Consider the following 25,753-nt stretch of genomic DNA (forward strand, 5'->3'; position numbering starts at 1 on the left):
AACGGACGTTACACGCTGTCAAGCCGATCGCCAGGGTTATCCACAGGCCGGGGCCGGGCCAGTCCCAGGTCGTAGGCGACGATCGTGGCCTGCACGCGGTCGCGCGCGCCCAGCTTCGGCAGCAACGCGTTCACGTGTGCCTTGACGGTGCCCGCGCCGATCCCGAGCGCCGCCCCCACCTCGGCGTTCGACAGGCCCTGGGCCAGCTCGACCAGCACCTCCCGTTCGCGCGGGGTCAGACTGCTCAGGCGCGGATCGTCCTCTCGTGGGGCCGGGAGAGCCGCGAAGGTGTCGATGAGGCGTCTGGTCACCGTGGGGCTGAGCATGGCCTCGCCCGCGGCCACCGTGCGGATCGCGTCGATCAGGGTGCGCGGATCCGAGTCCTTGAGCAGGAAACCGCTCGCACCCGATTTGAGCGCCTGGAACACGTACGCGTCCTGGTGGAAGGTGGTCAGCACGATGACCCGGGGCGGATCGTCGAGGGCGGTCACCTGCGCGGTGGCGGTCAGGCCGTCCATGCCGGGCATGCGGACGTCCATCAGCACCACGTCGGGCCGCTCGCGGGACACGAGGGACACTGCCGAAGCGCCGTCCCCGGCCTCGCCGACCACCTCCAGGTCGTCCTGCGAGCCGACGATCGCGCACACGCCGGCGCGCACCATGACCTGGTCGTCCACGACTACGACACGGATGGCGATGACGGGACCTCCTCTTTCGCGGCGGACGGGCGCAGCCCGTCCAGCAGACCACGCATCGCGGCCAGGGCTTCGCGGGCCGCGTCGAGGGCACCGTCCAGATCGCCGGCGTCGGCCCGCTGCGTGACCCGGGCCGCCGAGGCCAGCACCGAGGCCTGCAGCCCGGCGGCCACCCGGGCACGCTCGTCGCGTGCCCGCAGTTCCGCCTCGGCCGACACGACGGCCACCGCACGGGCCTCGTGGTCGAGGCGGCGCTCCCGGCGGCGACGGGTCAGGAAGCCGGCCAGCCAGCTGCCGGCGAACGGCAGCCCCAGCACGAACCAGGCGAAGACCATGCCGAAGATCAGCAGGCCGGCGGTGGTGCCCGGGCCGGTGGGCAGTTCCGGATCGTCCGGCCCGGCCACGGCCAGCAGCACGCCCACGACGGCCGAGGCCGAGAACAGGGCGGCGGCGACCCCGATCCAGGTCAGCCGGGGCCGGGATCCGTACGCGGCCACGGCGTAGACGGCGGCGAACTCCGCCCCGGAGCTGAAGAGGAAGAGCCAGGCGTCCGCGGCCGGCGTGACCCCGGTGGCCACCAGCACCGGCCCGAGCCACGAGGTGAGCAGGACGGCGGCCAGTACCGGCCACGGCCATCGGCGCCGCCACAGCAGCGGCACCGAGTGCGCGGCCACGGTGAGCAGGATCAGGGTCAGGGCCGCAGGGGACACCGCACCCTCGTCGACCAGCGCACTCACCCCGGCCAGGGGCATCAGCAGGGTCAGCAGGAGCAGCGCGGCATCCAGCACGACCTGGCTGCGCAGCCAGACCCGCAGCCGGGCCGGGTCCTTGTCCGCCCCGGCCTTCAGCACGGCGCGAACTTCCCAGCCGCCCTCCCGGGGACCGGCCGTGACTGTGCCGCCGAAGGCCGCCGCGCGCTCCCTCATCCCGGTCAGGCCGCGACCGCCACCCAGTCCGGTGGCCGCACCGGAGGCGGAGGCGCCGTCGTCGGCCACCACGAGCGTCGCGCCCGCCTCGTCGTAGGTCTGCGCGATGCGGACGGTTGCCCCGGGCGCATACCGCAGGGTGTTGGTCAGGGCCTCCCGTGCGATGCCGTGCAGGGCCTCCCGCATCTCCGCGGGCGCCGTTCCGGTCACCGAAAGGTGCACCACCTGGCCCAGTTGCCGGAAGTCGTCGGCGAGATCGTCCAGGCTCGCCGATGCCTGTACGGCCGGCAGCACGGCGACGAGCCGGCGCAGCGCCTCCAGGGTCTCGCCGCCGGCCCGGGCGGCGAACGCCAGTGCCTCGGCCGTCAGTTCGGGCGTGCCGACGAACTGGGCCGCCGAGCCGTTCACGACGATCGAGGTGAGGTGGTGGGCCGTCACGTCGTGCAGTTCGCGGGCGAGCCGGCGCTGTTCGGCGGCCGCCGCGTCGCGCCGAGCCTCCTCGGCCTCGGCCAGCCGGTGGGCCGCCGCTGTGCGGTCGTCGAGCCAGCGCCGCCGCACCCGGGCCGCCGCGATGACGATCGCGTAGGAGAACACCGAGGTCAGGATGTCGAGCGGCTCGTCGTCGAAGAGCAGCGCGGCCTGGACGACAAGCAGGGCGCCCACGACCAGGACGGTGGTGCGGCGGTCGCGGCGCAGGGCGACGTGGAACAGGGCGACCAACTCGGCGACGGCGAGCACGAGCAGCGCGTCGCCGGGGAAGAAGTATTCCTGCTGGGGCAGCGCCCACGTGCCCAGGGCCAGGCCACCGGACACGATCGCGATCGCGGTGACCGGCCGGTCGCGGCGCAGGCACAGCCCGGCGGCGACCACCACGATCAGGGCCGCGCCCGCCGCGTCCAGGGTCGAGGACGGCACCGAAGGCCAATAGGCGAGCTGGGCCGCGGCGAGCAGCGCGGGCAGCAGCCAGACCTTCCAGCGGGACACGAGCCGAAGCCTATGCCCTGGGGCAGGGGCCGGGTTCCGCCCGTGGCCGGAAGCGTCGCCGGACGGCCGTCGACAGACTTGGAGACATGCCTGCCACGGAGTATCACCGCGTCGCCCGCACCCCGGCCCACCGCTGGTGGCGCCCGGTTCTCGGCACCCTTTTCATCCTGGCCGGCGGTGCGTTCGTCGCCCTGGCCGGCTATCTCGCCGTCACGGTCGCGGCCGCGCTGGCCGGACAGCCCGACAATGTGGACGGACTGCCGAGCTTCGGTGAGCGGGCCGACCTGGTGGTCGCGTTTCTGGCGATCGCGGTGCTGCTCCCGTTCACCCTGCTCGCCGCCCGCTGGATCCAGCGCCGCCCGGCCGGCACCCTGTCCTCGGTGACCGGGCGGCTGCGCTGGGGTCTCCTGCTCAAGCTGCTGCCGGTCGCCCTGATCGCGGTCGTGGTGTTGATGGCGGGCAGCCTGGCCGTGGTCGACGAAACCGTGGTTGATGGCACCACTGCCGACGATGCGCTCGTCGGCTGGGGACCGTTCGCGCTGTCCATGCTCCTGCTATTGATCGTGGTCCCGCCACAGGCCGCCGCGGAGGAGTACTTCACCCGGGGCTGGCTGCTGCAGGCGACCGGCGCCTGGTTCCGCACGCCGTGGGTGCCGATCGCATTCCAGGCGCTGGTGTTCGCGGCCGCTCACGGCTGGGGTACGCCGTGGGGGTTCGCCGACCTGTTCCTGTTCGGTGCGGTCGCGGGCTGGCTGACCGTGCGCACCGGCGGGCTCGAGGCGGCGATCGCCCTGCACGTCATGAACAACCTGGTCGCGGCCGGGCTCGCGGCCGCCTACGGTCAGCTCACCATCACCGAGACGGCGGCCGACATGCCGTGGCAGATGGCCGCGATCGACGTCTTCGTGCTCGCCGGTTACGCCTGGGCGGTGCTGAAACTGGTCCGTCAGCCGGAGCTGGTCAGCGCCGACCGCTCGTAGCGCAGAGCGGCGGGCACGGCCCGTTCCACCGCCGCGACGACCTTGTCGGTCCCGGCGATCAGGTCGGGGTCGATCGGCACCTGGCACCCGTTGGCGCCGAACACGGTCAGCTCGGCCCCGTCCCGCTCGACGGCCACCACCTCGGGCCAGCGCACGACGTGCACGTCGCCGTCCGGATCGCGCAGCGCCACCCCGTCGTCCATCAGGATCAGCCGGATCGCCCGGGCCTCGCGGGCCAGCAGCTGGGCCAGGAACGGCGGCTTGAACACCCGTCCGGGCGGATCTTCGCGCACCCGCGCACAACCGCCCTCACCGACGCCGGGCAGGTGCACGTCGACCTCGTAGGGCACGACGAGCTGAGCGGTCGGCAGGGCCTCGGACACCGTTTCCCGTACGACCGCAGGCGTCACCTCGGCCAGCCGGGCGAGCCGTTCGTGGCGCGGGTGGTGCGGGATGCCGAGCAGCAGCGCCTCGGCCGCGTGGGCCAGTTCGACCGGCACATAACGCGGATCGGCGTGCAACTCCTTGATCTCCTCGTACGTGAGGGAAAGCTCCTCCGCAGTCGGACCGCTCGCCGCGAGCCGTTGCACCTCGGCCCACACGATCCCGGCCACCGCCGCCTCCTGCCCCTCGCGGGCGTCGAGCGTGACGGCCAGCAGCGCGCGCTCGCCGCCCAGCTGCAGGCCCTCACCGCTGACCTGATAGCTGAGGCCGTGGTCGTGGCGGGCCGACTGCTCGAGCCGCTCGGCCAGGATCGTCATGGCCGCGGCCCACGCCGGGTCGCGCCGGCCCAGCAACGACACGCCGACACCGGGCACCGCGGCGCCGACGACGGTCGGGCCGGACTGGGTGCGCGGCTCGTGCCACTCGTGCTCGATCAGCGGCCCCGGCGGCAACGGCAGGGTCAGACCGGGCGGCGGGGGGCCGGTCAGCTGGAGCACCGCGTTGCCGGACACGAAGAACCGGGCCGCGTGGGCGAGCACGTGCTCGGCGGTGAGGCGGTCGTAGCCCGGTCCGACGTAGACGGCGAGGCCGGGCCCGCGGCCGCCGAACCGCTCGTGCAGCAGGCCCTCGACGGTCGGGTCGGTGTAGTGACCGCCCTCGGCCGCGAGCACGCCCGCCTCCTTGCCGAGCCGGTCGACCGGCAGCGCGCCGAGCACCCGGCAGACGCGCTCGAGGAACTCGGTCACCTGCTCGGGGCGGGCGCACACGGTGAACTCGGTGACCGTCATGTCGACCGACGCGTTGACGTCGTAGTGCACTCGGGGCAGCGCGCCCATGGCGAGATGCTCGACGAGATGGGTGACGCCGATCGTGCGGAACGTCTCGTCCCGGGCGCCGACGCCGAACGTCAGCGTGGCGCGCAGCGGCTCGGGACCCGGTTCCCACAGGACCGGCACGCCATCGATCTCGGTGCGCTGCATGCGCGCAGCATACGACCGTCAGCGGGCGCCGCGGTGGGCCCGGTGTGCGGCCATCCGGACCGGGTCGTTGGCGAAGCCGTAACCCCGGTAGCCGCCGGTCCGCTCGACCACCTCGAAGAAGACGCGATCGCCGACCACCGGTGTGAAGAGCTGCTGGTAGTGGCCGTGCTCGTCCTGATCGTGGAGCGCGTTCCGCGGCAGCGGCGGCGGATCCAGCCGGGCGGCCAGGTCGTCGTAGTAGTTCCCCGGGATGTCGACGGATTCCATCGCCCCGGCCACCGCCGCCATGTCGTCGGTGACAAAGGTGATGTGCTGCGGGTGCGGGACGGCCGGGGCCCAGTCGCCCCGGCGCAGCAGCGGCACGCTCAGGCCCAGCCGCACGCTGCGGTCGTCATTGCGGAGGGCGAGGGTGCGGATCAGCCCGTACGGCGCGGCGAACTCGCTCGCCTCGTCCTCGGTCAGCCCGAGCACGGTGCGGTAGAACAGCGCCGCCTCGTCGTAGCGGTCGAACGGCTGGGCCAGCGACAGGTGATCGATCCCGGTGACGAGCCCGCCCTTGACCGGGGATTCGCCGGTGGGCAGGAAGTCGTCGAGCCAGCCGTGGTCGTCGCGGCAGAAGAACACCTCGGTGCCGTCCGGCGCGGCCACCGCGGTCAGATCGGCCTCGCTCGACCGGCGGCGACGGGGGAGCGGGGTGGCCAGCAGTTCAGCCGCCCGCCGGGCACTGGCCGCCGGGTCGGTGCTTTCGAGGGCGAACGCGCGGATGCTCGCCGCCCCGGTCGCGCCCGCGTTGAGCAGGATGCGAGCGGTTCCTTGTTCCCACAGCTGAACGGGCTTCGAGCGGTGCTGGCCGGTGTGCGCGAAACCGAGCGTACGGAGAAATCTCTCGAGCTCGGGGCCGGACCCGGCGTCCACCGACAGCTCGGCGAAGGCGATGCCGGTGAGGCGCGGGGCCGGGGTCAGCCCGCCGGTCAGCGCCGTCAGGGACCGGCGCGCGTCCACCGCCGTACGATGCGGGTCGGATTGCCGGAAGACGTCGTTGAACACCTCGAGCGAGAGCGGCCCGCGATAGCCCGCCCGCAGCACCGCACCGGTGAATCCGGCCAGGTCGAGACGCCCCTGCAACGGGAACAGCCGATGGTGCCGGCTCCACTGCAGCACGTCCATGTCGAGCCGCGGTGCGTCGGCCAACTGGAGGAAGAAGACACGATCACCAGGGATTTCCCCGTACGCGTCGGTGCGTGACAAGACGTGGAAGCTGTCCAGGCACAGGCCGAGGGCGGGGTGATCGGCGCGCCGGACGAGGTCCCACGAGTGCTCCCAGGTCGAGACGTGCCGCCCCCAGGCCAGCGCCTCGTAGGCGATCCGCATGCCGCGCGCGCCCGCCATCCCGGCGAGCCGGCGCAGCTGCCCGGCGGCGAGTTCGTCGTCGTCGATCGTGTCGGGCGCGACCGACGAGCAGATCAGGATCATCTCGGCGCCGAGCCGGGCCATCAGGTCGAGCTTGGCCCGGAACCGCCGCTCGACCGCCGCGAACCGGGCCGGGGGAGCGCCCTCGGCATCCCGGAACGGTTGATACAGCTCGATGGTGAGGCCCAGATCCCGTACGCGGGCCCGGATCTCCTCGGGCGACCGGGCCGAGCCGATCAGGTCGTTCTCGAAGATCTCGACCCCGTCGAACCCGGCCGCGGCCGCCGCCTCGAGCTTCTCGTCGAGCGTCCCCGACAGGCAGACGGTCGCGATGCTGGTGCGCGTCATCGCCTCAGTATGTACGAACTGGTACGTTCACTCCAGCCGGAGCGGGGCGAAGGTGTGCTTCCGCCAGATCTTCCGCGACGCCTGCTCGGGATAGGGCGTGACCGCGTCCGGCATGTCGAAGATCCGGGTCAGACGCTCGTCCTGCGTACACAACGGCCACCCGGGATCGCCGGTGGTCGCGAAGGCGGTCCACGCCCGCCGCATCCGGGCCGACAGGTCGGCGACCTCCGGGGTGACCTCGCCGAGCAGCATGGCCGGTTCGTTCGACGTCAGGTTGCCGAAGACCAGCGGGACGTCGAGGCCGTGGCACGCCCCGAGGACCGGCGCGGCCCAGGTCAGCTCGTAGAACCAGGTCGGGCCGCGATGGGCGTCGGCCAGGTGCAGGCTCGGCATCCGGAACAGCCAGTCGGAGAGGACCAGTTCGTCGAGGTCGGCGCCGGGGAAAGCGTCGCGGTAGGCGTCCGCGGACGGCGCGAACCTCGCCAGCGCGCCGGTCGCCGGGCCCGCGATGGCCGTGAACAGCCGGTGCTCGTCGCGGGTGTGGCCGGCCAGCAGCGCCACGTCTGCGGAGGTGCGGGCCTCCCACGGTGTGGCCGGCAGGATGTCGCCGTCGACGACCGGGGCGAACAGGATCGAGCGGTCGGCGGCGAGCCCCCAGCGGGCCTGGGGCGTGAGGGCGTCGACGGCCGCCACCAGTTGTGCGGGATCGGCGTCCGCGTCGAGCGACGCGGCGATGTCGGCGGCCAGTTCGGGGGAGAAGAACGTGCCGGGCACGCTCTGCGCGATCGCCCGGTGGAAGAGCCCGGCCGCGCGCGGCATGGCCAGCAGCGCGGCCACCGACCCGCCGCCCGCGGACTCGCCGAAGACCGTCACCCGGGCGGGATCGCCGCCGAACGCCGCGATGTTGTCGCGCACCCACTCCAGTGCGGCGACCTGATCGAGCAGCCCCCGGTTCGGCGGAGCCCCCGGGAAGGAGGCGAATCCCTCGGCTCCGAGCCGGTAGTTGAGCGTCACGACCACGACCCGGCCGTCGCGGGCGAGGTTCCCGCCGTCGTATTCGGGCCGGCTCGAGCTGCCGATCATGTAGCCGCCGCCGTGGATCCACACCATCACCGGCAGAGCGGCCGCGCCGAGGTCGGGTGACCAGACATTGACCGTGAGCCAGTCTTCACCGCCGTGAAAAGGGCTCTGTGGCACCGGCGGGCCGAAGGCGAGGGCGGGCCGCACCCCGTCCCAGGGCTCGGTGGGCTGCGGAGCCGCGAACCGGTTCGCGCCGATCGGTGGGGCTGCGTAAGGGATCCCGCGGAACACGGCCACATCCGATTCCCACTGCCCGCCCAGAACGCCCGACGAGATTCGCACCTCAACCATGGCCGCATCCTCACGTGGGCGGCCCGGATGCGCCAACGATTAACCGCGCCAGGGCGCGAGCGCCTGATCGACCGCGGCCTGCATCGCCTCGTGGAGTGCGGCCGGCTCGCGGCGTTCCGGCTCGGCGAACAACGCCAGCAACGCCCCGGTCACGGCCCCGACGAAGGCTCCGGTCAGCGCCGCGGCCGACACCAGGTCGAGCTCGCCGGGAAACGCGGCCGCGAGGTGACGCGCGATCTCCAGCTGGGCGTCCTGCTGCAGTTGGAGACCCTTTCCCCGTACGGACGGAACCGTGCGAATCAGATCGAGCCGGAGTGCCGCCATCGGACTGACGATCTCGTCGCTCTCGGCCGACACATGGCGCAGCGAGACGAGCAGCACGTCGGCCGGCCGGTCGCCGGGCGCGCGATCGGCGATGGCGTCGAGGGCCGCCTGCAAGCGTGCCTCGGCCTCGGGGAAGAGCAGGTCTTCCTTGGCCGCGAAGTAGCTGAAGAAGGTGCGGGTGCCGATCTCGGCCGCGGCCGCGATGTCGGCGATCGTCGTGCCGTCGTAGCCCTTGCTCTCGAACAGCTCGGCGGCCGCGTCGACCAGCGCCTGACGGGTGCGGGCGCGCTTGCGCTCACGAAGGCTCACCCCGTCACGCTATCGCATCAAATGCAAAACCGCACTCGTTGCAATTCTGCACTGAGTGCGGGAACCTGGATCCATGCCCACAGTTCTCATCTCCGGAGCCGGAGTCGCCGGCACCACCCTCGCCTACTGGCTGGCCCGCCACGGCTGGCAGCCGACCGTCGTCGAACTCTCCTCGGGCCTGCGCTCCAGCGGCAATCCGGTCGACGTCCGGGGGCCCGCGCTCGCCGTGGCCGAGCGGATGGGCCTCATGGCCGAGATCCGCGCCGCCGCGACCCATGTCCGAGCCCTGGCCCTGATCGACGAGCAAGGTCAGACCCTTTCCCGCGTACGCCCTCCGTCCGGCACCGAGATCCCCCGCGCTGACCTGGCCCGGATCCTCTTCGACTCCGTTCGCGATCGGGTCGAGCTGATCCTCGGAGACACCCTCACGGCGGTGACCCTGGATGCGGGCGGCATCGACGTCATCTTCGCCCGGTCCGCGCCGCGCCGCTTCGACCTGGTGGTGGGCGCCGACGGTCTGCACTCGACCGTACGGCGGCTCGTCTTCGGGCCCGAGGAACAGTTCGTCGACCACCAGGGCCTCTATGTGGCCACGCTCCCGCTCGGCGAGCCCGCCCGGACGCCGGGTGTGGTGCAGCTGCTCAACACCGCGGGGCGGCTGCTGGCGGTCCATCCGAACCGGGGCGAGGAAGGTGTGGCGTTCATCTTCCGGCACGCCGGCATCGGGGACGCCGACCCGGCCGGGGTGGTTACCGAGGCGTACGCGGGAATGGGGTGGCGTGCCCCGGAATTGCTGGAGCGGCTCCGGGATGCGGAAGACTTCTACTTCGACGGGGTGAGCCGGGTGCGCGTGCCCGAGTGGTCGCGTGGCCGGGTGACACTGGTGGGCGACGCGGCGACGTGTGTGTCCCTCTTCGGCGACGGTTCCTCGATGGCCATGGCCGGCGCGTTCACGCTGGCCGAGGAGCTGGCCCGGCACGTCACGCCGGCCGGGGAGGTGGGCCCGGCCCTGCGCGCCTACGAGTCCCGCCACCGCCGGGTCGTCGCCCCTCGGCAGCGGGCGATCGGCGCCACCGCCCACCTGCTGGTGCCGAGCACCCGGTTCGGTGTGGGCCTGCGCAACGCCGGCGCCCGCCTGGTGCGCGCCTGAGGCCTCAGATCCACCCCTGCTCGCGGGCCAGACGGGCGGCCTCATGCCGGTTCGCGGCGCCCAGCTTGCCGGCCGCGGCCGACAGATAATTGCGGACCGTGCCGGGCGAGAGGGCGGCGCCCCGGGCGATCTCGTCTACCGGAGCACCCGAGGCGGCCAGCTCCAGCACCTGGGTCTCGCGGGCGGTCAGCGGGCTCTCCCCGGCGCTGATGGCCTCGGCGGCCAGCTGCGGGTCGACGTAGCGGCCGCCCGCCGCGACCGTGCGGATGACGCCGGCCAGCACCTCGGCCGCCGCCGTCTTGGGCAGGAAGCCGCGCACGCCGGCGGCCAGCGCGCGACGCAGATGGGCGGGCCGGCCGTGACTGGTGACGATCATCGTGCGGCAGACCGGGACGTCGCGGTGCAGCGTCGCGGCCACGTCGATCCCGTTGCGGTCGGGCAGTTGCAGGTCGAGGACGGCGACGTCCGGGCGTAGCGCGCGGGCCATGGCCAGGGTCTCGGCTCCCGTGGCGGCCTGGGCCGAGACGGTCAGATCGTCCTCGAGGGCCAGCAGCGCGGCCATCGCACCCCGGATCAGATGCTCGTCGTCGGCGAGCAGCACCCGGATCACAGTTCGGCCCGTAGCTGGAATCGGCCGGGTTCGATCCTTGTGGCGGTGACCGTGCCGCCGAGGGCGGCGATCCGTTCGGTCAGGCCGGTCAGCCCGGTGCCCTCGTTCGGTGGCCCGGCAACACCGTCGTTCACCATCGTCAGCGTCACCTGGCCGGCCTCGGTACGCAGGGTGAGGTGGCATTCGCCGGCCTCGCTGTGGCGCAGCACGTTGGTCGTCCCCTCCCGGACGACCCAGCCGAGCGCCTCCTGCACGTCCGCGGGCAGGTCGATGCCGGCGCCCTCGACGTGCGTGGTGATGCCGGCCGACTCCAGCAGGGACCGGGCCCCGGCGAGCTCGGCCGACAGGCCGGCCGCACGATAACCGGCGACCACGGCGCGGACCTCGGTGAGCGCGTCCTGCGCGATGCGGCGAACCTCGAGCATCTCGTCGGCCGCCTCCGGCCGACCCCGCCGGACCAGGCGGGCGGACAGTTCGGCTTTGAGGGCCACGACCGAGAGCGTACGCCCGAGCACGTCGTGCAGGTCGCGGGAGATCCGCAGGCGCTCCTCGGCGACGGCGAGCCGGGCCTGACGGCGCCGGGCCTCGTCGAGCTCACGCACCAGCCCCAGCGTCCACAGGGTGACCCGGGCCGCGGGCACCAGGAAGAGCAGGATCGCGGCCAGCACCAGGGCCGGCCCGGGGTCGCGCTGCATCACCATGATCGCCGCGATCCCGGCGATCCCCACCGTGCCGAGGACGACCATCGGGCGGACCAGAGTGCTCAACGCGATCGCGAAGAGGACGACAACTTCGATCAGGACCGCGGCGGCCGGGCTGTCTCCTTGTCCGTACGTCGCCAGACCGGCCGCCGCCGCGACCACGGACGACACTGCGCCGGCCACGATCAGCCGGACGGGCAGCGGGCCGCGGCCCGGGTAGACGGCGATGCCCGCCCGCATCAGCAGCACACAGAGAACGAGATGGACGACAAGAGCGGCGGCCACGGGCACCAGCTCGAGCCCGACCCGCTGCCCGTCGAGCACCGCCCCGCCCACAAGAAGCGGCCCGAACGCGACGTTGCTGTAGAGGGTGCCTTTGATATAGAGCTCGAAGCGATCCGTCTGACTGCGCACGACCCCTCCGATCCGTCGCCCACCATGGTGGCGGTTGTCCACAATTCCGCGTTGCCCACAGGCGGCGCCGCTGTCCCAAGAGATGTGTCAGTCGGTTCAGGCCGTGGGTGGTGTTGTCCGTGCTGCTGGGTATGGCTTCTCGGCGGCATGTCATGAACCCGCTGGATGTTCAGCTGGCGGCGGGGATTGCGGTGAGCGCGGCCGGGTTCGCCCGAACCCATGGCGTGTCCGAGCGCACCGTCTACCGGCATCAAGCCCGGATCCGGGCCGAGGGTCAGGGGCAGCCACTTTCCCGGCGCCCGCACCACAGTTCCCCGGGCGATCCCGGCGGATCTGGAAGTCTGGATCTGCAAGCTGCGGCCGAGATGAGCCCGGACAACGGGGCCGGCTTCATCCGTGATGCTCTGGCCAGTGTCCGGCAACGCGGCGGGCCGGCGTGGCCGGTGCCGTCGCGTTCGACGATCATCCGCGACAACGGCCGTGTCACCGTCTACCACCCCGACGGCCGACCCCTCGGCCACTCTCACCTCGAACCCGACCGCAACTACATCGCCCTCACCCCAACCGCATGGTCAACAACCACTGACACATGTCTCGGGATACGACACACAGGCGGCGCCGCGGTCTACTCCCAAGATCGCTCAGATCGGCCACCATGCCGGTGGACGGGGGCCCCTGAGGGAGGGCGGGCCCCGTCCACCGGCGGCGCCGGAACTCAGTGGGGGAAGCGCATCTCGGGATATGCCGGCGACGGGCCCGTCAGCAGCGTGCCGGGGCGGTGGCGCAGGTAGCGGTCGAGGAAGGCCCGCACATAGGGGCGCTGGACGGCGATCGAACGGTCGCCGTCGATGGTGCCGATCAAGGGCTCGGCCTGCTCGGCGGGGGTGTTCATCTGCGGCAGCAGGGTCTGCAGGTCGGTGAAGGACAGGTGCCGGGTGTTCTGCAGCTCGAGCCAGTGCCGCGGACCGCGCAGCTTGGTCCACATGCGGGTCCAGGTGCCGTCGTCGCCGGTGGCGGCGCCCAGCATCAGGAACGGGCGGTCCAGACCGGTGTCGAGCACGCGACCGAAGAACGTGCCGTCCAGGTTGAGCCCGGCCCGCACGCGGCGGTCGACGCGCATCGTCTCGGCCGCGGTGGCGCCGCCCATCGAGTGGCCGACCATGGCGACCCGGTTCAGATCCAGGGCCCGGGGCAGGCCGCGGGGCACCGAGGGACCACGGCCGCGGGCGATCGCGGTCAGCGTGTCGAGCACGAAGCGGGTGTCGGCGACGCGTACGGCCAGGGCCTTGGCCAGCATCGCCTTCTCCTGGGTCTCGTCGGTGGGGACGGGCAGGGCCAGGGTAGCGATCCGGCCGTCGGGGAACTCGACGAAGTTGGCGTCGTGGGTGTGGTCGATGGTGACGACGACGAAACCGTGCGAGGCGAGGTCTTCGACCAGCGCGGTGGCCGTGGTCCGTTCCATGCCCAGGCCGGGGGAGAAGAGCACGACCGGGCGGCGTCCGGGCGCGGCGGGGGCGCCGATGTGCCCGTCGGTGACCGGCACGGTGAAGCCGGAGCCCGGCGGGGCGAGCTTGGCGGCGATCCCGGGGGTGACCCAGTCCGCCCGGCGGTAGCCGTCGACCGTGGCGGCGGGGTACCAGATCTGGGCCATCAGTTCGCGGCGTTTCTCGGCCGGCACCCAGGGGTCGCCGCGCGAGGCGTCGACGAGGTGCAGCGAGACGGTTCCGATCCGGTCGTGCCCGGTCGGTGCGGGCAGGGTGAGCCGGACGTCGGCGGCGACCGGCGCGGCCTGACCGGCGGTGGCGACCGGCGCGGCCTGACCGGTGGTGGCGACCGGCGCGGGCTGGCCGGCGGCGAGGGTGGCGGCGAGGGCGAGAGCGATGATCCTCATGCCGTCGAGACTTCCGTCCGGGGCGGCACGGTCGTAGTGCCGCCGGTCATCGGTTCAGGTACGTCTTGCACGTCCCGGCGATGACATCTGTCATTCCGGCAATTACTCGCCGGTAATTTGCCGGCCATTCTGTCTGACATTTCCGGGACGTGTCATCGGCCTTTCCGGCGGTGGAGTGGCGAGTGAAGGGAAACGCTGTTTCCTATTGATACGTCTCAATCACTTACGTGGGCGGACCGTCGAGTGCCCGCCACGCTGCGTCCACAACCCACAGTCCAAACCAGACCGATTGTGCTGCCGTCGTGGATCCCGGCAACACGTTCAAGTCGGGCGTTTGGTGATCTAGCCTGGCGAACCCTATGTAGATAGCTGATCTTCGATGGGTGGAGGAGTTCGCGAAAATTGTTAACGAGCCATTACCGGTGGATCGTGAAATGGCTTGTCAGGGCGATCATGCGGACTGTCCACGATGTTTAGACGCCGATCTAAGGACGGTTCCGGATAGCACTGCCGTCGATGGGCGTCAACGACCTGGAATGGTCGTTGTGGAGACACGGCGATCGACCCCCGGCGATCCTTAATTTTTGCTTAGACTCGCCGTCGGTCCCCTCCACCGGGGCCTGATCCGTGCCGCACCGCCAATTCATCTCCCGTCGTCCTCCGTGGAGGTTGCTCGATGGTCGCTGCCCGCATGCCCGCCTACCGCCGTGCGGTACGCGCCCTGGTCGCCGCACTGTGTGCCGGCGCGCTCGTGACCGGGGCGCCTGCGGTCGCGAAACCTGCCAAGCCCAAGGCCCCGCCCCAGGTTCCGGGCTACGGCCAGGTCGCCCGCCCCCAGGTCAAGCCGCCCGCACCGCTGCCCAAGCGGGCCGGCAAGGTCGCGCTGGCCAAGCCGGCGGCCGCGGCCAAGCAGAAAGCCCCGGCCGCAGCCCTCGCCGGCCTCAACGACAAGGTCGCCCTGCGCGCGCTGGTCGTCGCCACCAACACCGACGACTTCGGCGTGCCGACCTGGAAGACCACGCTCGACCGGCTCGGCGCGGCCTACGACGTGCTCTACACGGCGACCACCCCGGTCACCGTCGACACCCTCGTGCGGCCCGACGGCACCGGCAAGTACAACGCGATCCTGCTGACCAACACCATGCAGGTGTACGCCGAGGGCAGCTCGTACCTGAACGGGCTGGACAGCAACGAGTGGAACATCCTGTGGGCGTACGAGCGGAACTTCGGTGTCCGTCAGGCCTCGCTCTACACCTCGTACGGCTCCTGGCCCGAGGACTACTGCCTGCGCTCGGCCGGTGAGACCTCGGTCGGCGACACCCCGCTCAACGTGTCGCTCACCGCGGCCGGTGCCGGCGTGTTCGACTACCTGAAGGCCGACGCCGCTATCCCGGTCGTGCAGTCCTACGTCTACAAGACGAGCATCGCCCCCGGCTGCGCCGCCGAGTCGATCGCCACCGACGGCACCAACGTGCTGGGCGTGCGCTCGACGTCGGTCGACGGCCGTGAGCGCCTCGCGCTGACCTTCACCCTCAACCAGTACCTGCTGCAGTCCGACGTGCTGGTCTACGGTCTGGTGCGGTGGGCGACCAAGGGCCTGTTCCTGGGCGAGCAGCGGCACTACCTCAACGTCGACATCGACGACTGGTTCAACACCGCCGACCACTACTACCCGGACGGCCACATCGAGTACGACCCCGGCTTCCAGGTCTCCGGCCACGACATGGTCAACCTCGACCAGCGGCAGGACGCGATCGGCAACGGGTTCAAGTTCAACCTGGCCTTCAACGGCGCCGACATCGACCCGTTCGCCGGCAGCCAGTGCAGCCCCAACGGCGGCATCAACGAGCTGACGGCCACCACCAAGTGCCTGAAGAACGACTTCCGGTGGCTCAACCACACGCTCAACCACCCGGAGCTCAACAACACGAGCTACGCCGTGACGAAGGCCGAGATCCTCGACAACCGCAACGCGGGCGCGGCGATCGGGCTCAACGAGTCGGCCGGGGTGCTCAAGACGCCCGAGTACTCGGGTCTCGGCGTCTACACGGTCGACCCGGACGACGACACCGGCGTGCCGGTCGACCACGGCCTGGAAGGTTCCAACCCGAACCTGCTGCAGGCGGCCAAGGACCTGAACATCAAGTACCTGCACGGCAACATGTCGTTCGCGAGCCACAAGCCCGCGCACTTCAACGCGTCGATCGTGCACCCGCTGGAGCCGGCGGTCGAGGTCGTGCCGGACTGGCCGACCAACTTCGCCTACTTCTGCACCACGCCCGAGGAGGAGACCGCGTTCTACAACTCCTTCTACGGCCCGAACGGCAAGTTCCCGTACTGGCCGACCAACCGCACCTACGCGCAGATCCTCGACTACGAGACCGGGATCGCGCTGCAGCACGTGGCGTCGGGCGGCATCAACACGCACACCCTGCACATCGCCAACGTCCGTGACTACGGCAACGGCCGCACGCTGGCCACCGACTGGACCGAGGCCACCGTGGCCAAGTACAAGGCCATCTACTCGGTGCCGCTGCTGAACCTGGACTGGTCCGAGATCGGCGCCTACACCAGCGTCCGCACCAAGCACTTCGGGCAGCTGGCGGCCGGGGCCGACGCGGTCTACGACCGGTCCGCGGGCACGGTCACGGTCACCTCGCCGGCGGCCGGGACGCTTCAGGTCAGCGGTGTCACGGGAACGGCCTCGACCACGTACGGGACGGATGTCACGACCCCGGTGGCGATCACGGCCGGCACCCCGGTGACCGTCCCGGCCACGCCGCGGGCGTAACACCATGCGGATTGCACTCGTGTCCGAGGGGACCTACCCCTACGCGATGGGCGGCGTCAGCATCTGGTGCGAGCAGCTCATCAAGGGGATGCCCGACTACCGCTGGGAGGTCGTGGCGCTCACCGTCGACGGCTCCGAGCAGTCCGTCTTCGCCGCACCGGCGAACCTCGACCGGGTGCACTCCGTGCCGCTGTGGGGCGGCCGTGACCGCGGCCGCCCCCGGCAGACGCCCGGCCCGGCCTTCACCGGCCCGTACGAGATGTTCCTGCGCGCGCTCATCACGCCGCTCGACACTCTGCGCCCGGAACAGGGCCGGGGGCTCTTCCTCCTCGCGCTGAGAGGCCTTTACGAGTACGCCGCGTCGGGCGGTGACCTGGGCGAGGCGCTCGTCTCCAACGAGGCGGTCACGATGATGCTCGACGCGTGGCACGAACTGCGCGTCGAGCAGACCACCGAGGCGCCCACGGTGGCCGACGCGATCCAGGCCACCTGGCTGCTCGAGCACATGCTGCGCCCGCTGAGCGCCCCGGCCGTCGAGGCCGACATCGTGCACTGCTCGATGAACGGGCTGTCCATGCTCGTGGCGATGGTGGCCAAGTGGCGCTACGGCACGCCGCTGGTGATGAGCGAGCACGGCATCTATCTGCGCGAGCGCTACATCTCCTACCTGCACGACGACGCACCCCACGCCGTACGGGTGATGGCCCTGAGCTTCTTCCGCTCGCTCGCCGGGGCCGCCTATCTCATCACCGACGTGCTGGCGCCGCACTCGGCCTACAACCGGCGGTGGCAGCTGCACAACGGCGCCGACCCCGAACGCATGTGGACGATGTACAACGGCGTCGAGCCGGCCGAGTTCCCGGCCGCCTCCAGCGAACCCGACGTGCCGACCATCTCGTTCATGGGCCGGGTCGACCCGCTCAAGGACCTGCACACGCTGATCCGCGCGTTTGCTCTGGTCCGCGAGCAGATTCCGAACGCCCGCCTGCGCATCTTCGGTGGCACCCCGGCCGTCAACCGCACCTACCACGAGTCATGCGAGGCGCTCATCGCCGAACTGGGACTCGAGGGCGCAGCCGTGCTCGAGGGGCGCATCGCCCGGGCCGTCGACGCCTACCACGCCGGCAGCATCGTGGCGCTCACCAGCATCTCCGAGGGCTTCCCGTACACGGTGGTCGAGGCGATGGCCTGCGGCCGGCCTTGCGTGTGTACGAACGTGGGCGGCGTGGCCGAGGCGGTGGCCGACACCGGCCGGGTCGTGGCGCCGCGCGACCACGTGGCCGTGGCCGAGGCCTGCATCGAGCTGCTGAAGGACGACGAGCTGCGGCACAACCTCGGCTTCGCGGCCCGGGCCCGGGTGCTCGAGCATTTCACCCTGGCCCAGTCGCTGCAGATGTACCGCAACGTCTACGAGGGCCTGGTCACCCCGCTCGAGGCGGGCGAGCAGCCGCGTCACCTGCGGCCGTCACGGGTGCCGGCCCCGCGCCTGCGCCCGGCCGCACCGGCGTGGATGGGCCGCCGATGACCGTCGAGGACAAGACGGTGAGCGCGCCGCCGACCCACCCGGTGGTGCTGCCGCGCATCTCCACCGACCCGCTCGACATGCTCGTCGACCGGATGCGGCCCGCCCTCGGCCGGGCCGTCGAAGCGCTTCAGGTGGCCGCCGCGCTGGAGGCCGACGGCGTCACCGACCGCATCGCCCGGGTCGAGTACGGCTTCCCCGACGTGTTCGCGTTGGCCTCCGAGGTGTTCCGCCGCCTCGGCCCGCCGTCCGACGACCCGCCCGCCCCGGCCGCGGCCGGGAACAGCCGGCGCCGCACCCTCCGGCTGCTGCTCCACGGCCCGCTCTACGCCCTGCCCAGTGCCGTCTTCCCGGCCGTGCTGGCCGTACTCGGGCACCGCAACGCCCTGATCACACTGACCGTTGCCGGGGTCATCGGCTGGGCCTACGCGGGCACGGTCGCCTTCGCCGCCTACCAGTTGCTCGGTTCCAACCGCCCGCACCGGGCGGCCCGGCTGCTGCGTTTCTCGGCCCTGGCCGCCCCGCTGCTGGGCGCCGCCCTCGGGGCGAGCCTGGGCGACTGGCGGCTCATCGTGCTCGCCGCGGGCCAGCTCGCCTACCAGCTCGCGGGCACGGTCCTGATGTTCTACCGCCGCGAGCTGTGGCAGGTCGTGGCGATGGCCCCGGCCGTGGTGGCGGGCGTGGCCTATCTGCTCAGCCCCTCGCTGCGCGACGCCGCCCTGATCACCGCGGGCGCCGGCGTCACGATCGCGTTCACCGTCGCGCTGCTCTGCACCTTCCGGAAGGGGAGCCGGGACGAACCGGCCACCCGGCTGCCGTGGCGGGCGCTGAGCGGCGTGACCGCGTACGGGATCCTCTCGGCGGTTCTGCTCCTGCACGCCGCCCTGCCCTACCTGCCCGACCGGCTCGACATCGCGATCGCCGTGGCCCCGCTGATCCTGTCGATGGGCTTCGTCGAGTGGCGGGCCGAGCAGTTCCGCGCCCAGGCCGTCGGGCTGACCCGGGGCAGCCGTCGCCCGGCCGACTTCGAGCAGGGCGTGGCCCGCGCGATCGGCCGCGAGATCCTGCTCTGCCTGGCCGTCCCGGCCGTGCTCGGCGTCGCGCTCCTGGCCGTGCTGGGCACCACCGACCCGGCCGTGGTCGTCATGGTCGCCGCCCACGTCCTGCTCGCCGGCGCCTACTACGCCGCCTTCCTGCTGGCCGGGTTCGAGCGCTTCGGCCACCTCTGCGCGTCGCTGGTCGCCGCGCTGGTGCTGCACCTCGGCGCCGTGTTCCTGCTGGGCGGCCCGGTCACCCCACTGGCCGACACCGTCCTGTTCCTGGGCAGCGTGCTCGCGCTGCTCGCGCTTTTCCTGCTCGGCCTGGCGCCGTCCGTCCGCCAGGTTCGCCACTACCGGTAAGTCACAAGGGGGAGATCTGCATGCACGCGGTGATTCTCGCCGGCGGCAAGGGGGTGCGGCTGCGGCCGTACACCACCACGCTGCCCAAGCCTCTGATGCCGATCGGTGACAAGCACGCGATCCTGGAGATCGTCCTGGACCAGCTCGCGGGCTGCGGCTTCACCTCGGTCACCCTGGCCATCAACCACCTCGGGCCACTCATCCGCGCCTTCGTCGGCGACGGGGCGCGCTGGGGACTGACCGTCGACTACATCGAGGAGGATCGTCCCCTGTCGACGGTCGGGCCGCTGTTCGGGCTCAAGGACTCGCTGCCCGAGCACTTCCTGGTGATGAACGGCGACGTGCTGACCGATCTCGACTACGCCGACCTGCTCACCCAGCATGCCCTGAGCGGGACCGGGCTGACCGTGGCGATCGCCGAGCGCACGCACAAGGTGGAGTTCGGGGTGCTCGACGTCGAGGCGTCGCAGATCGTCGGGTTCCGCGAGAAGCCGAGCCTGCGCTACCAGGTCAGCATGGGCGTGTACGGGATGAGCCGGCGCACCCTGGCCCCCTACCCGGCCGGTCTGTCGTTCGGCTTCGACGAGCTGGTGCTCGATCTGCTGGCCCGCCGGGAGAACCCGGGCACCTATCCGTTCACCGGTTTCTGGCTCGACATCGGGCGGCCCGAGGACTACGACGAGGCCAACCGCAGCTTCGAGGAGCTGCGGCCCAAGCTGCTGCGCGACCGCGCCGGAGAGCCGGTATGACGGTGGCTGTCCGCGGTTCGCGCTCGTGCTGGGGCGGCCCGCGATGAGGATCGTGCTCTTCGGCTCGTCCGGGTTCATCGGGCGGCACGTCCGGGCCGCTCTCGACGACGTGGGTGAGCTGGTCACCCCGGGCCGCGATCGGCACGACCTCGTGCACGGCGATGTCGGCGCGCTCAAGGCATTGATGCGCGCGGAGAAGCCGGACGTGGTGGTCTGCTGCGTCGGGGCGCTGACCGGCACGGCGGCCGAGCTGATGCGGGCCAACGCGATGGTGGCGGCCAACCTGCTCGAGTCGGCTCCGGAAGCGCGCCTGGTACGGCTCGGATCGGCGGGGGAGTACGGTGTCGTCTCTTCCGGTCGCGCGGTGGCCGAGGACGACCGTCTGGAGCCCGTGGGAGCCTACGGGGTCAGTCACGCGGCCGGGACCCGGCTGTTCGCGCTGGCGTCGAACACCGTGTCGCTGCGGGTGTTCAACCCGATCGGGGCGGGGCAGCCGGCTTCAACCGTGCTGGGGCGGGTGGCTGCGCAGCTGCGGGCCGGGGAGCCGGCGCTGTCGCTCGGTCCGTTGGGCACTCACCGGGATTTCGTGGACGTGCGGGATGTGGCGTCGCTGATCCGGGCTGTGGTGACGGCTGATTTGCTGCCGCACAACGTCTACAACGCCGGCAGCGGGCGGGCGGTGACCGTGCGCGAGACGGTCGGGATGCTGGCCGCGCAGGCCGGCTTCACCGGTGCGGTTCACGAGGCGGGGGCCGGGCCGCAACGGTCGGCCGCGGTCGACTGGATCCAGGCCGACATCTCGCGGGCGGCAGCCGATTTCGGGTGGGCGCCGGCGTACGACCTGAGCGCCTCGGTCAAGAGCATCTGGGAAGACGCGTGAGAGGGGCGGTGGCGGTCCTGGCTTCTCTGGCGGCGGCGATTCTGACCGTCACCGCCTGTACCTCGCCGTCCGATGACGAGCGAACCGACACCATCGAGCAGTCGCCGCCCGCACCTGCTCGTTCGCGCACTCCGGCGCCGACGCGCACTCCCGCGCAGTCGGCGCCGGCGCCATCGCTCACCACCGCTCAGCCCCGCGCGGGCTGGGCGTATCAATTGCAGAACTACCGGGACGGGCGCCTCGACCAGCTGGCGTCCGGCCCGTACGGCACGGTGGTGATCGACCTGGCCCGGGACGCGCACCGGGACTGGTTCACCGCGGACGAGATCGCGCATGTTCGCGCCACCGGCAAACGGGTTCTTGCGTACTTCGAGATCGGCAGCATCGAGGACTTCCGCCCGGAGTACCGGGGCCTCGACCGTGACCTGATCGGGAACGAGTGGGCCGACTGGCCGGGCGAGTACTTCGTGCGTTTCTACGACGAGCGATGGTGGCAGAAGGTTGTCCGTCCGCGGGTCGACCAGGCGCTGCGGGCCGGGTTCGACGGCGTTTACCTGGACACGCCGCTGGCGTACGAGGAGATCTCGCTCAGAAACGTGCAAGGACGTGACCGGGACACGCTGGCCCGGGACATGGCGTCGCTCATCGCGCGCATTTCCGCGTACGGGAAAGCTCGTCGCCCTGGCTTTTTGATCGTGCCGCAGAACTCGCCGGAACTGCGGCACCAGCCGGGCTACACGGCGGCGATCGACGGCATCGGCATGGAGGAGCTGTTCTTCCAGGCCACCGACAAGCGCTGCACCGAGGACTGGTGCGCCGAGAACCTGGCCGAGACCCGTGCCCTGCGCGAGGCGGGCAAGTTCGTGCTCAGCGTCGACTACGCGAGCCGGCCGGACGACGTGCGCGCCGCCTGCAAGCACTACGCAAACGAACGCTTCACCGGCACGGTCACCGTGCTCGAACTGGACCGACCGGGTCCGGTGTGTCCCCGTGAATAAGGAGAACCGCATGCCACAGACGATCGGAGTCGTCGGCCTCGGCTACGTCGGTCTGACGCTGACCGCCGCGCTGGCCGACAAGGGCTACGTCGTGCACGGCGCCGACGTGTCGACCCACGTGCTCGACACCCTCGCGCAGGGCCGGTCGCACATCTTCGAGCCGGGCGTCGAGGACATCTTCGCCGCCCACGTGGGCAGCCGCATCCACGTCGCGCCCGACCTGCCGCGCGACACCGTCGACGTGGCCGTGATCAGCGTGTCCACGCCGGTCGACGAGAACACCCGCCGGCCCAACCTGGCCAACCTGGCCGCCGCCGCGCGCAACGTGGCCGCGACGTGCAAGGCGGGCACCCTGGTGGTCGTGCGCAGCACCGTGCCGGTCGGCACCAGCCGCCGGGTCGTGCTGCCCGAGCTCGAAGCGGCCTGGGGCGCGGGCAACGTGCGGCTGGTGATGGCGCCCGAGCGCACGATCCAGGGGCAGGCGCTGCGCGAACTGGTCGAGCTGCCGCAGGTGGTCGGCGGGCTCGACGACGCCTCGCTGCAGGCCGGGCTGGAGTTCTTCGGCGGCCTGGCCAACACGGTGCACCCGGTGTCGTCGCTCGAGGCGGCCGAGCTGACCAAGCTGTCCAACAACTGCCACACCGACCTGATCTACTCGTTCGGCAACGAGATCGCGCTCATCGCCGAGCAGCACGGCCTCGACCCGCTCGAGGTGATCCGGGCGGCCAACGTGGACTACCCGCGGCCCGACCTGTCCAAGCCGGGCTACGTCGGCGGCGGCTGCCTCAGCAAGGACCCGTACATCATGCTGGACAGCGCCGGAGACTACACGCCGTTCCTGGTCGGCCAGGCCCGCGCGCTCAACGAGCACCTGCCCAAGCACGTGGCGTCGACCGTGGTCAAGCTGCTGTCCGAGCTGCGCGGCGAGACCCGCGGCCTGCGCCTGGCGGTGCTCGGATGGGCGTACAAGGGATGGCCGCCCACCGACGACATGCGCGGGACGCCGATCGCCACCATGATGCCGATCTTCTCGGCGGCGGGCATCACGGTGACCGGTCACGACCCGATGGTCACGCCGGAGGTCATTCGCCAGTACGGCGGTGACCCGATCAGCCTGGACAAGGCGTTCACCGACAGCGACGCGGTGCTGGTCATCAACGACCACCCGGACTACCGGGCTCTTTCTGTCGAGGATGTGCTCGGCGATGCCCGGCCTTCGCTGATCTTCGACTCGTGGCGCATCCTCGACGCCGATGCCGTTCGCGCGGCGGGCATCCGGTACGCCGGCCTCGGGCTGGTGGCGGCATGAGGGCCCTCCTGCTCGGCGGCGCCGGTTTCATCGGCGCCCACCTGGCCCGGCGACTGGTCGCCGACGGCCACGACGTCACGATCGTCGACGACTTCTCGCGCGGGCGCTCGGACGCCGATCTGCAGGAGCTGGGCGCCACGATCGTCTCGGGCGACCTGACCGATCCCGCCTTCTACGCCGGGCTCGAGCACGGCTGGGACCAGATCTACCTGCTCGCCGCCGTCGTGGGTGTGCGCAACGTGGAGAAGGACCCGGCCCGCGTGGTGCGGGTGAACACGCTCGTGGCCATGCACCTGCTCGACTGGCTGGAGCCGGGGGAGCGGGTCTTCTTCGCGTCGACCAGCGAGGTCTACGCGGGCGGCGTCGACGCGGGCATCGTGCCGGTCCCGACGCCCGAGGCCATCCCGACGATGATCTCGGACATCACGGCACCGCGTTTCGCGTACGCGGTCAGCAAGCTCCTCGGCGAGGCCGCGTTCCTGCACACGGCCCGGGCCCGCGGCTTCGAGGCGGTGGTCGGGCGCTTCCACAACGTCTACGGGCCGCGGATGGGCGCCGACCACGTGATCCCCGAGATGTCGTTGCGGGCGCGCGGCGGTGAGGACCCGTTCCGGGTGCCCGGGGCCGACCAGTTCCGCGCGTTCTGCCACGTCGACGACGCGGTCGAGGCGATGGTCCGGCTGATGGCCACCCCGGCCGCGGCCGGGCAGATCGTGCACATCGGCAACGACCGCGAGGAGACCAACATCGGCGACCTGGCCAAGCTGGTCCTGCGGGTGGCCGGGGTGAGTCCCGCCATCGAGACCGCCGACGCCCCGCCCGGATCGGTGCGGCGCCGCTGCCCGGACCTGTCGAAGCTGCGCGAGCTGACCGGGTTCGAGCCGACGGTCACGCTCGAAGAGGGCGTCCGGACCACGTACGCCTGGTACGCGTCACACGGGAGGCCGTCATGACTTCACCTGAGCGGGCGCCGATCTGCTTCTACTACGGCAACGGGCGGCTGGTCGACCTGGCCGAGTACCCGCGCGTGGTGCTGCAGCCCGACTTCTACAACGCCGAGGAGATCGCCTTCCTCAAGGCCAAGGGCGTGCACGTGCTGGCGTACCTGACCCTCTCCGAGGACACCGGGCCGCCCGCCGAATGGCAGCGCACCGAGGTCAACCCGGACTGGGGCGGCAAGTTCGTGCACGTCGGGCACCCGGACTGGGTCTCGCACGTGGTCGGGCAGGCCCGGGACGCGCTGGCGGCCGGGTTCGACGGCTTGTTCCTCGACACGCTCAACGTCGAGCTGACCTTCCCCGAGGACGTGCCGCACCTGCTCACCCTGGTGGCGGCGCTGCGGGCCGAGGCCGGTTCGGCGTACATCCTGGCCAACCGCGGCTTCGGGATGCTGCCGCGGCTGGCCGAACTGGTCGACGGGGTGGTGTTCGAATCATTCTCGGCGCGGTGGACCGAGCAGGGGTACGCGGCCTGGCCGGCCGACACGCTGGAGTTCCACGCCCAGATCGCCGAGCAGTTGTTGCGGTTGCAGCTCGACCTGTACGCGCTGGACTACGCCGACGACCCGGGCCTGACCGACTTCGCCGTCCGTCGCGCCCGCCAGTTCGGCATGGAGTGCATCGTCAGCGACCGGGCCCTGTCCCGCGTCTGATCCGCCGGCGCGCATTGCGAGCGCCGGATGCCCGCTTTGCGCGCCGGGCGCTGTCTGAGCCGTCGGCGCGCATTGTGAGCGTCGGTTGCTCGCTTTGCGCGCTGGGCGCGCTGTCTGAGCCGCTGGTGCGCATTGCGAGCGCCGGTTGCTCGCTTTGCGCGCCGGGCGCTGTCTGAGCCGGCGGCGCGCATGGTGAGCGCCGGTTGTCCGCTTTTGCGCGCCGGGAACTCACAGCGCGCGGTAGAGCGCGAACGTGGTCCGCTTCCGCAGTCGGAAACCGATCGACTGGTAGAGGCGGATCGCGTTCGTGTTGGCCGCAGAGGTGTGCAGGAACGGGATCTCGCCGCGCTGCCGGACTCCGAACGCCACCGCGCGCACCAACTTTGTGGCCAGCCCCTGCCCGCGGAACGCCGGATCGGTGCACACCGCGCTGATCTCGGTCCAGCCCGGCGGATGCAACCGCTCACCGGCCATCGCGATCAACCTCCCGTTCCGCCGCACGCCGAGATAGGTCCCCAGTTCGATCGTGCGCGTGCGGAACGGGCCGGGTTGAGTGCGTTCGATCAGGTCCAGGATCTCGGGCACGTCGGCGGCGGTGAGCGCTCGCGCATCTTCGAACGGTTCCGCGCGCAACCAGTCGTCCACGAACTGCACGCCCGGCACCTCGCCGACCAGTTCCCATCCGGGATGGGCGGCCGGGATCGGCCCGGCCACCGCCACCTCGACGGCCGGACCGGTCAGCTCGGCGTCCGGGCCGCTCAATCTGGTGTTCGGACCGCTCAGTTGGGTGTCCGGGCCGCTCAATCTGGTGTTCGGACCGCTCAGTTGGGTGTCCGGGCCGCTCAATCTGGTGTTCGGACCGCTCAGTTGGGTGTCCGGGCCGCTCAATCTGGTGTTCGGACCGCTCAGTTGGGTG

At 71.5% G+C, this 25,753-nt stretch carries 21 protein-coding genes; 11 read left to right on the forward strand and 10 right to left on the reverse strand.

The annotated features are described in order from the left end of the window. Positions 1-8: 8 nt before the first annotated feature. Entirely contained in the window at positions 9-698 is a 690-nt protein-coding gene (locus KOI35_RS45495; RefSeq protein ID WP_215796042.1) for a response regulator, read from the reverse strand. Further along, a complete protein-coding gene (locus KOI35_RS45500) occupies positions 680-2,605 on the reverse strand; it encodes a sensor histidine kinase (protein ID WP_215796017.1) in 1,926 nt (641 codons plus the stop codon). Before KOI35_RS45500 ends, KOI35_RS45495 begins: the two co-directional genes overlap by 19 nt. A gap of 86 nt (positions 2,606-2,691) precedes the next feature. On the opposite strand from KOI35_RS45500, the gene KOI35_RS45505 reads away from it, so the two are divergent. Continuing rightward, the gene (locus tag KOI35_RS45505) at positions 2,692-3,585 is read left to right on the forward strand and encodes a CPBP family intramembrane glutamic endopeptidase (protein ID WP_215796018.1); all 894 of its coding nucleotides are present in this window, start codon (positions 2,692-2,694) and stop codon (positions 3,583-3,585) included. Here the strand turns inward: KOI35_RS45505 and KOI35_RS45510 are convergent. The 4 genes from KOI35_RS45510 to KOI35_RS45525 are packed head-to-tail and all read right to left on the reverse strand — an operon-like array spanning position 3,552 to position 8,771. Further along, complete coding sequence (locus KOI35_RS45510; protein WP_215796019.1) at positions 3,552-5,009, reverse strand: peptidase M16 family protein; 1,458 nt, start codon at positions 5,007-5,009, stop codon at positions 3,552-3,554. The genes KOI35_RS45505 and KOI35_RS45510 overlap by 34 nt on opposite strands. 18 nt (positions 5,010-5,027) lie before the next feature. Beyond that, entirely contained in the window at positions 5,028-6,767 is a 1,740-nt protein-coding gene (locus KOI35_RS45515) for a sugar phosphate isomerase/epimerase and 4-hydroxyphenylpyruvate domain-containing protein (protein WP_215796020.1), read from the reverse strand. A 27-nt stretch (positions 6,768-6,794) separates the two neighbouring features. Beyond that, on the reverse strand, positions 6,795-8,138 hold the full coding sequence (locus tag KOI35_RS45520; protein WP_215796021.1) for a carboxylesterase/lipase family protein: 1,344 nt from the start codon (positions 8,136-8,138) through the stop codon (positions 6,795-6,797). A gap of 39 nt (positions 8,139-8,177) precedes the next feature. After that, the gene (locus KOI35_RS45525) at positions 8,178-8,771 is read right to left on the reverse strand and encodes a TetR/AcrR family transcriptional regulator (RefSeq protein ID WP_215796022.1); all 594 of its coding nucleotides are present in this window, start codon (positions 8,769-8,771) and stop codon (positions 8,178-8,180) included. A 73-nt stretch (positions 8,772-8,844) separates the two neighbouring features. Here KOI35_RS45525 and KOI35_RS45530 point away from each other — a divergent pair, with 73 nt between their 5' ends. Then, complete coding sequence (locus tag KOI35_RS45530) at positions 8,845-9,921, forward strand: FAD-dependent monooxygenase (RefSeq protein ID WP_215796023.1); 1,077 nt, start codon at positions 8,845-8,847, stop codon at positions 9,919-9,921. 4 nt (positions 9,922-9,925) lie between these two features. Here KOI35_RS45530 and KOI35_RS45535 read toward each other — a convergent pair whose 3' ends face one another. From KOI35_RS45535 to KOI35_RS45545, 3 genes are all read right to left on the reverse strand, one after another. Next, entirely contained in the window at positions 9,926-10,531 is a 606-nt protein-coding gene (locus KOI35_RS45535) for a response regulator transcription factor (protein ID WP_215796024.1), read from the reverse strand. Continuing rightward, positions 10,528-11,646 (reverse strand): sensor histidine kinase, encoded by a 1,119-nt coding sequence (locus KOI35_RS49215; protein WP_215796025.1) that lies wholly within the window; start codon positions 11,644-11,646, stop codon positions 10,528-10,530. Before KOI35_RS49215 ends, KOI35_RS45535 begins: the two co-directional genes overlap by 4 nt. A gap of 715 nt (positions 11,647-12,361) precedes the next feature. Further along, entirely contained in the window at positions 12,362-13,537 is a 1,176-nt protein-coding gene (locus KOI35_RS45545) for an alpha/beta hydrolase family protein (RefSeq protein WP_215796026.1), read from the reverse strand. Between the two features lie 676 nt (positions 13,538-14,213). On the opposite strand from KOI35_RS45545, the gene KOI35_RS45550 reads away from it, so the two are divergent. From KOI35_RS45550 to KOI35_RS45590, 9 genes are read left to right on the forward strand one after another with little or no spacing between them, the layout of a single operon-like run. Next, complete coding sequence (locus tag KOI35_RS45550) at positions 14,214-16,328, forward strand: Agd3-related carbohydrate-binding protein (RefSeq protein ID WP_246614867.1); 2,115 nt, start codon at positions 14,214-14,216, stop codon at positions 16,326-16,328. Positions 16,329-16,332: 4 nt separating this feature from the next. Further along, positions 16,333-17,853, forward strand: a complete 1,521-nt coding sequence (gene pelF / locus KOI35_RS45555) for a GT4 family glycosyltransferase PelF (protein WP_215796027.1) — start codon at positions 16,333-16,335, stop codon at positions 17,851-17,853. Beyond that, positions 17,850-19,250 (forward strand): hypothetical protein, encoded by a 1,401-nt coding sequence (locus KOI35_RS45560; protein ID WP_215796028.1) that lies wholly within the window; start codon positions 17,850-17,852, stop codon positions 19,248-19,250. The genes pelF and KOI35_RS45560 overlap by 4 nt, the downstream gene beginning before the upstream one ends. A 20-nt stretch (positions 19,251-19,270) precedes the next feature. After that, on the forward strand, positions 19,271-19,999 hold the full coding sequence (locus tag KOI35_RS45565; protein ID WP_215796029.1) for a sugar phosphate nucleotidyltransferase: 729 nt from the start codon (positions 19,271-19,273) through the stop codon (positions 19,997-19,999). Positions 20,000-20,042: 43 nt separating this feature from the next. Continuing rightward, positions 20,043-20,879, forward strand: coding sequence for an NAD-dependent epimerase/dehydratase family protein (locus tag KOI35_RS45570; RefSeq protein WP_215796030.1), 837 nt, complete (start codon positions 20,043-20,045; stop codon positions 20,877-20,879). Next, the gene (locus KOI35_RS45575; protein WP_308121457.1) at positions 20,876-21,877 is read left to right on the forward strand and encodes a glycoside hydrolase family 191 protein; all 1,002 of its coding nucleotides are present in this window, start codon (positions 20,876-20,878) and stop codon (positions 21,875-21,877) included. Before KOI35_RS45570 ends, KOI35_RS45575 begins: the two co-directional genes overlap by 4 nt. 10 nt (positions 21,878-21,887) lie before the next feature. Next, entirely contained in the window at positions 21,888-23,186 is a 1,299-nt protein-coding gene (locus KOI35_RS45580) for a nucleotide sugar dehydrogenase (RefSeq protein WP_215796031.1), read from the forward strand. After that, positions 23,183-24,139: an NAD-dependent epimerase/dehydratase family protein gene (locus KOI35_RS45585; protein WP_215796032.1), complete on the forward strand. Its 957-nt coding sequence runs from the start codon at positions 23,183-23,185 to the stop codon at positions 24,137-24,139. Before KOI35_RS45580 ends, KOI35_RS45585 begins: the two co-directional genes overlap by 4 nt. After that, positions 24,136-24,837, forward strand: coding sequence for an endo alpha-1,4 polygalactosaminidase (locus tag KOI35_RS45590; RefSeq protein WP_215796033.1), 702 nt, complete (start codon positions 24,136-24,138; stop codon positions 24,835-24,837). Before KOI35_RS45585 ends, KOI35_RS45590 begins: the two co-directional genes overlap by 4 nt. Positions 24,838-25,065: 228 nt before the next feature. Here KOI35_RS45590 and KOI35_RS45595 read toward each other — a convergent pair. Continuing rightward, a partial coding sequence (locus KOI35_RS45595) for a GNAT family N-acetyltransferase (protein ID WP_438870667.1) occupies positions 25,066-25,753 on the reverse strand: 688 nt, incomplete at its 5' end.

Origin of the sequence: Paractinoplanes bogorensis, assembly GCF_018829635.1 — a bacterium.
Taxonomy (GTDB): Bacteria; Actinomycetota; Actinomycetes; order Mycobacteriales; family Micromonosporaceae; genus Actinoplanes; species Actinoplanes bogorensis.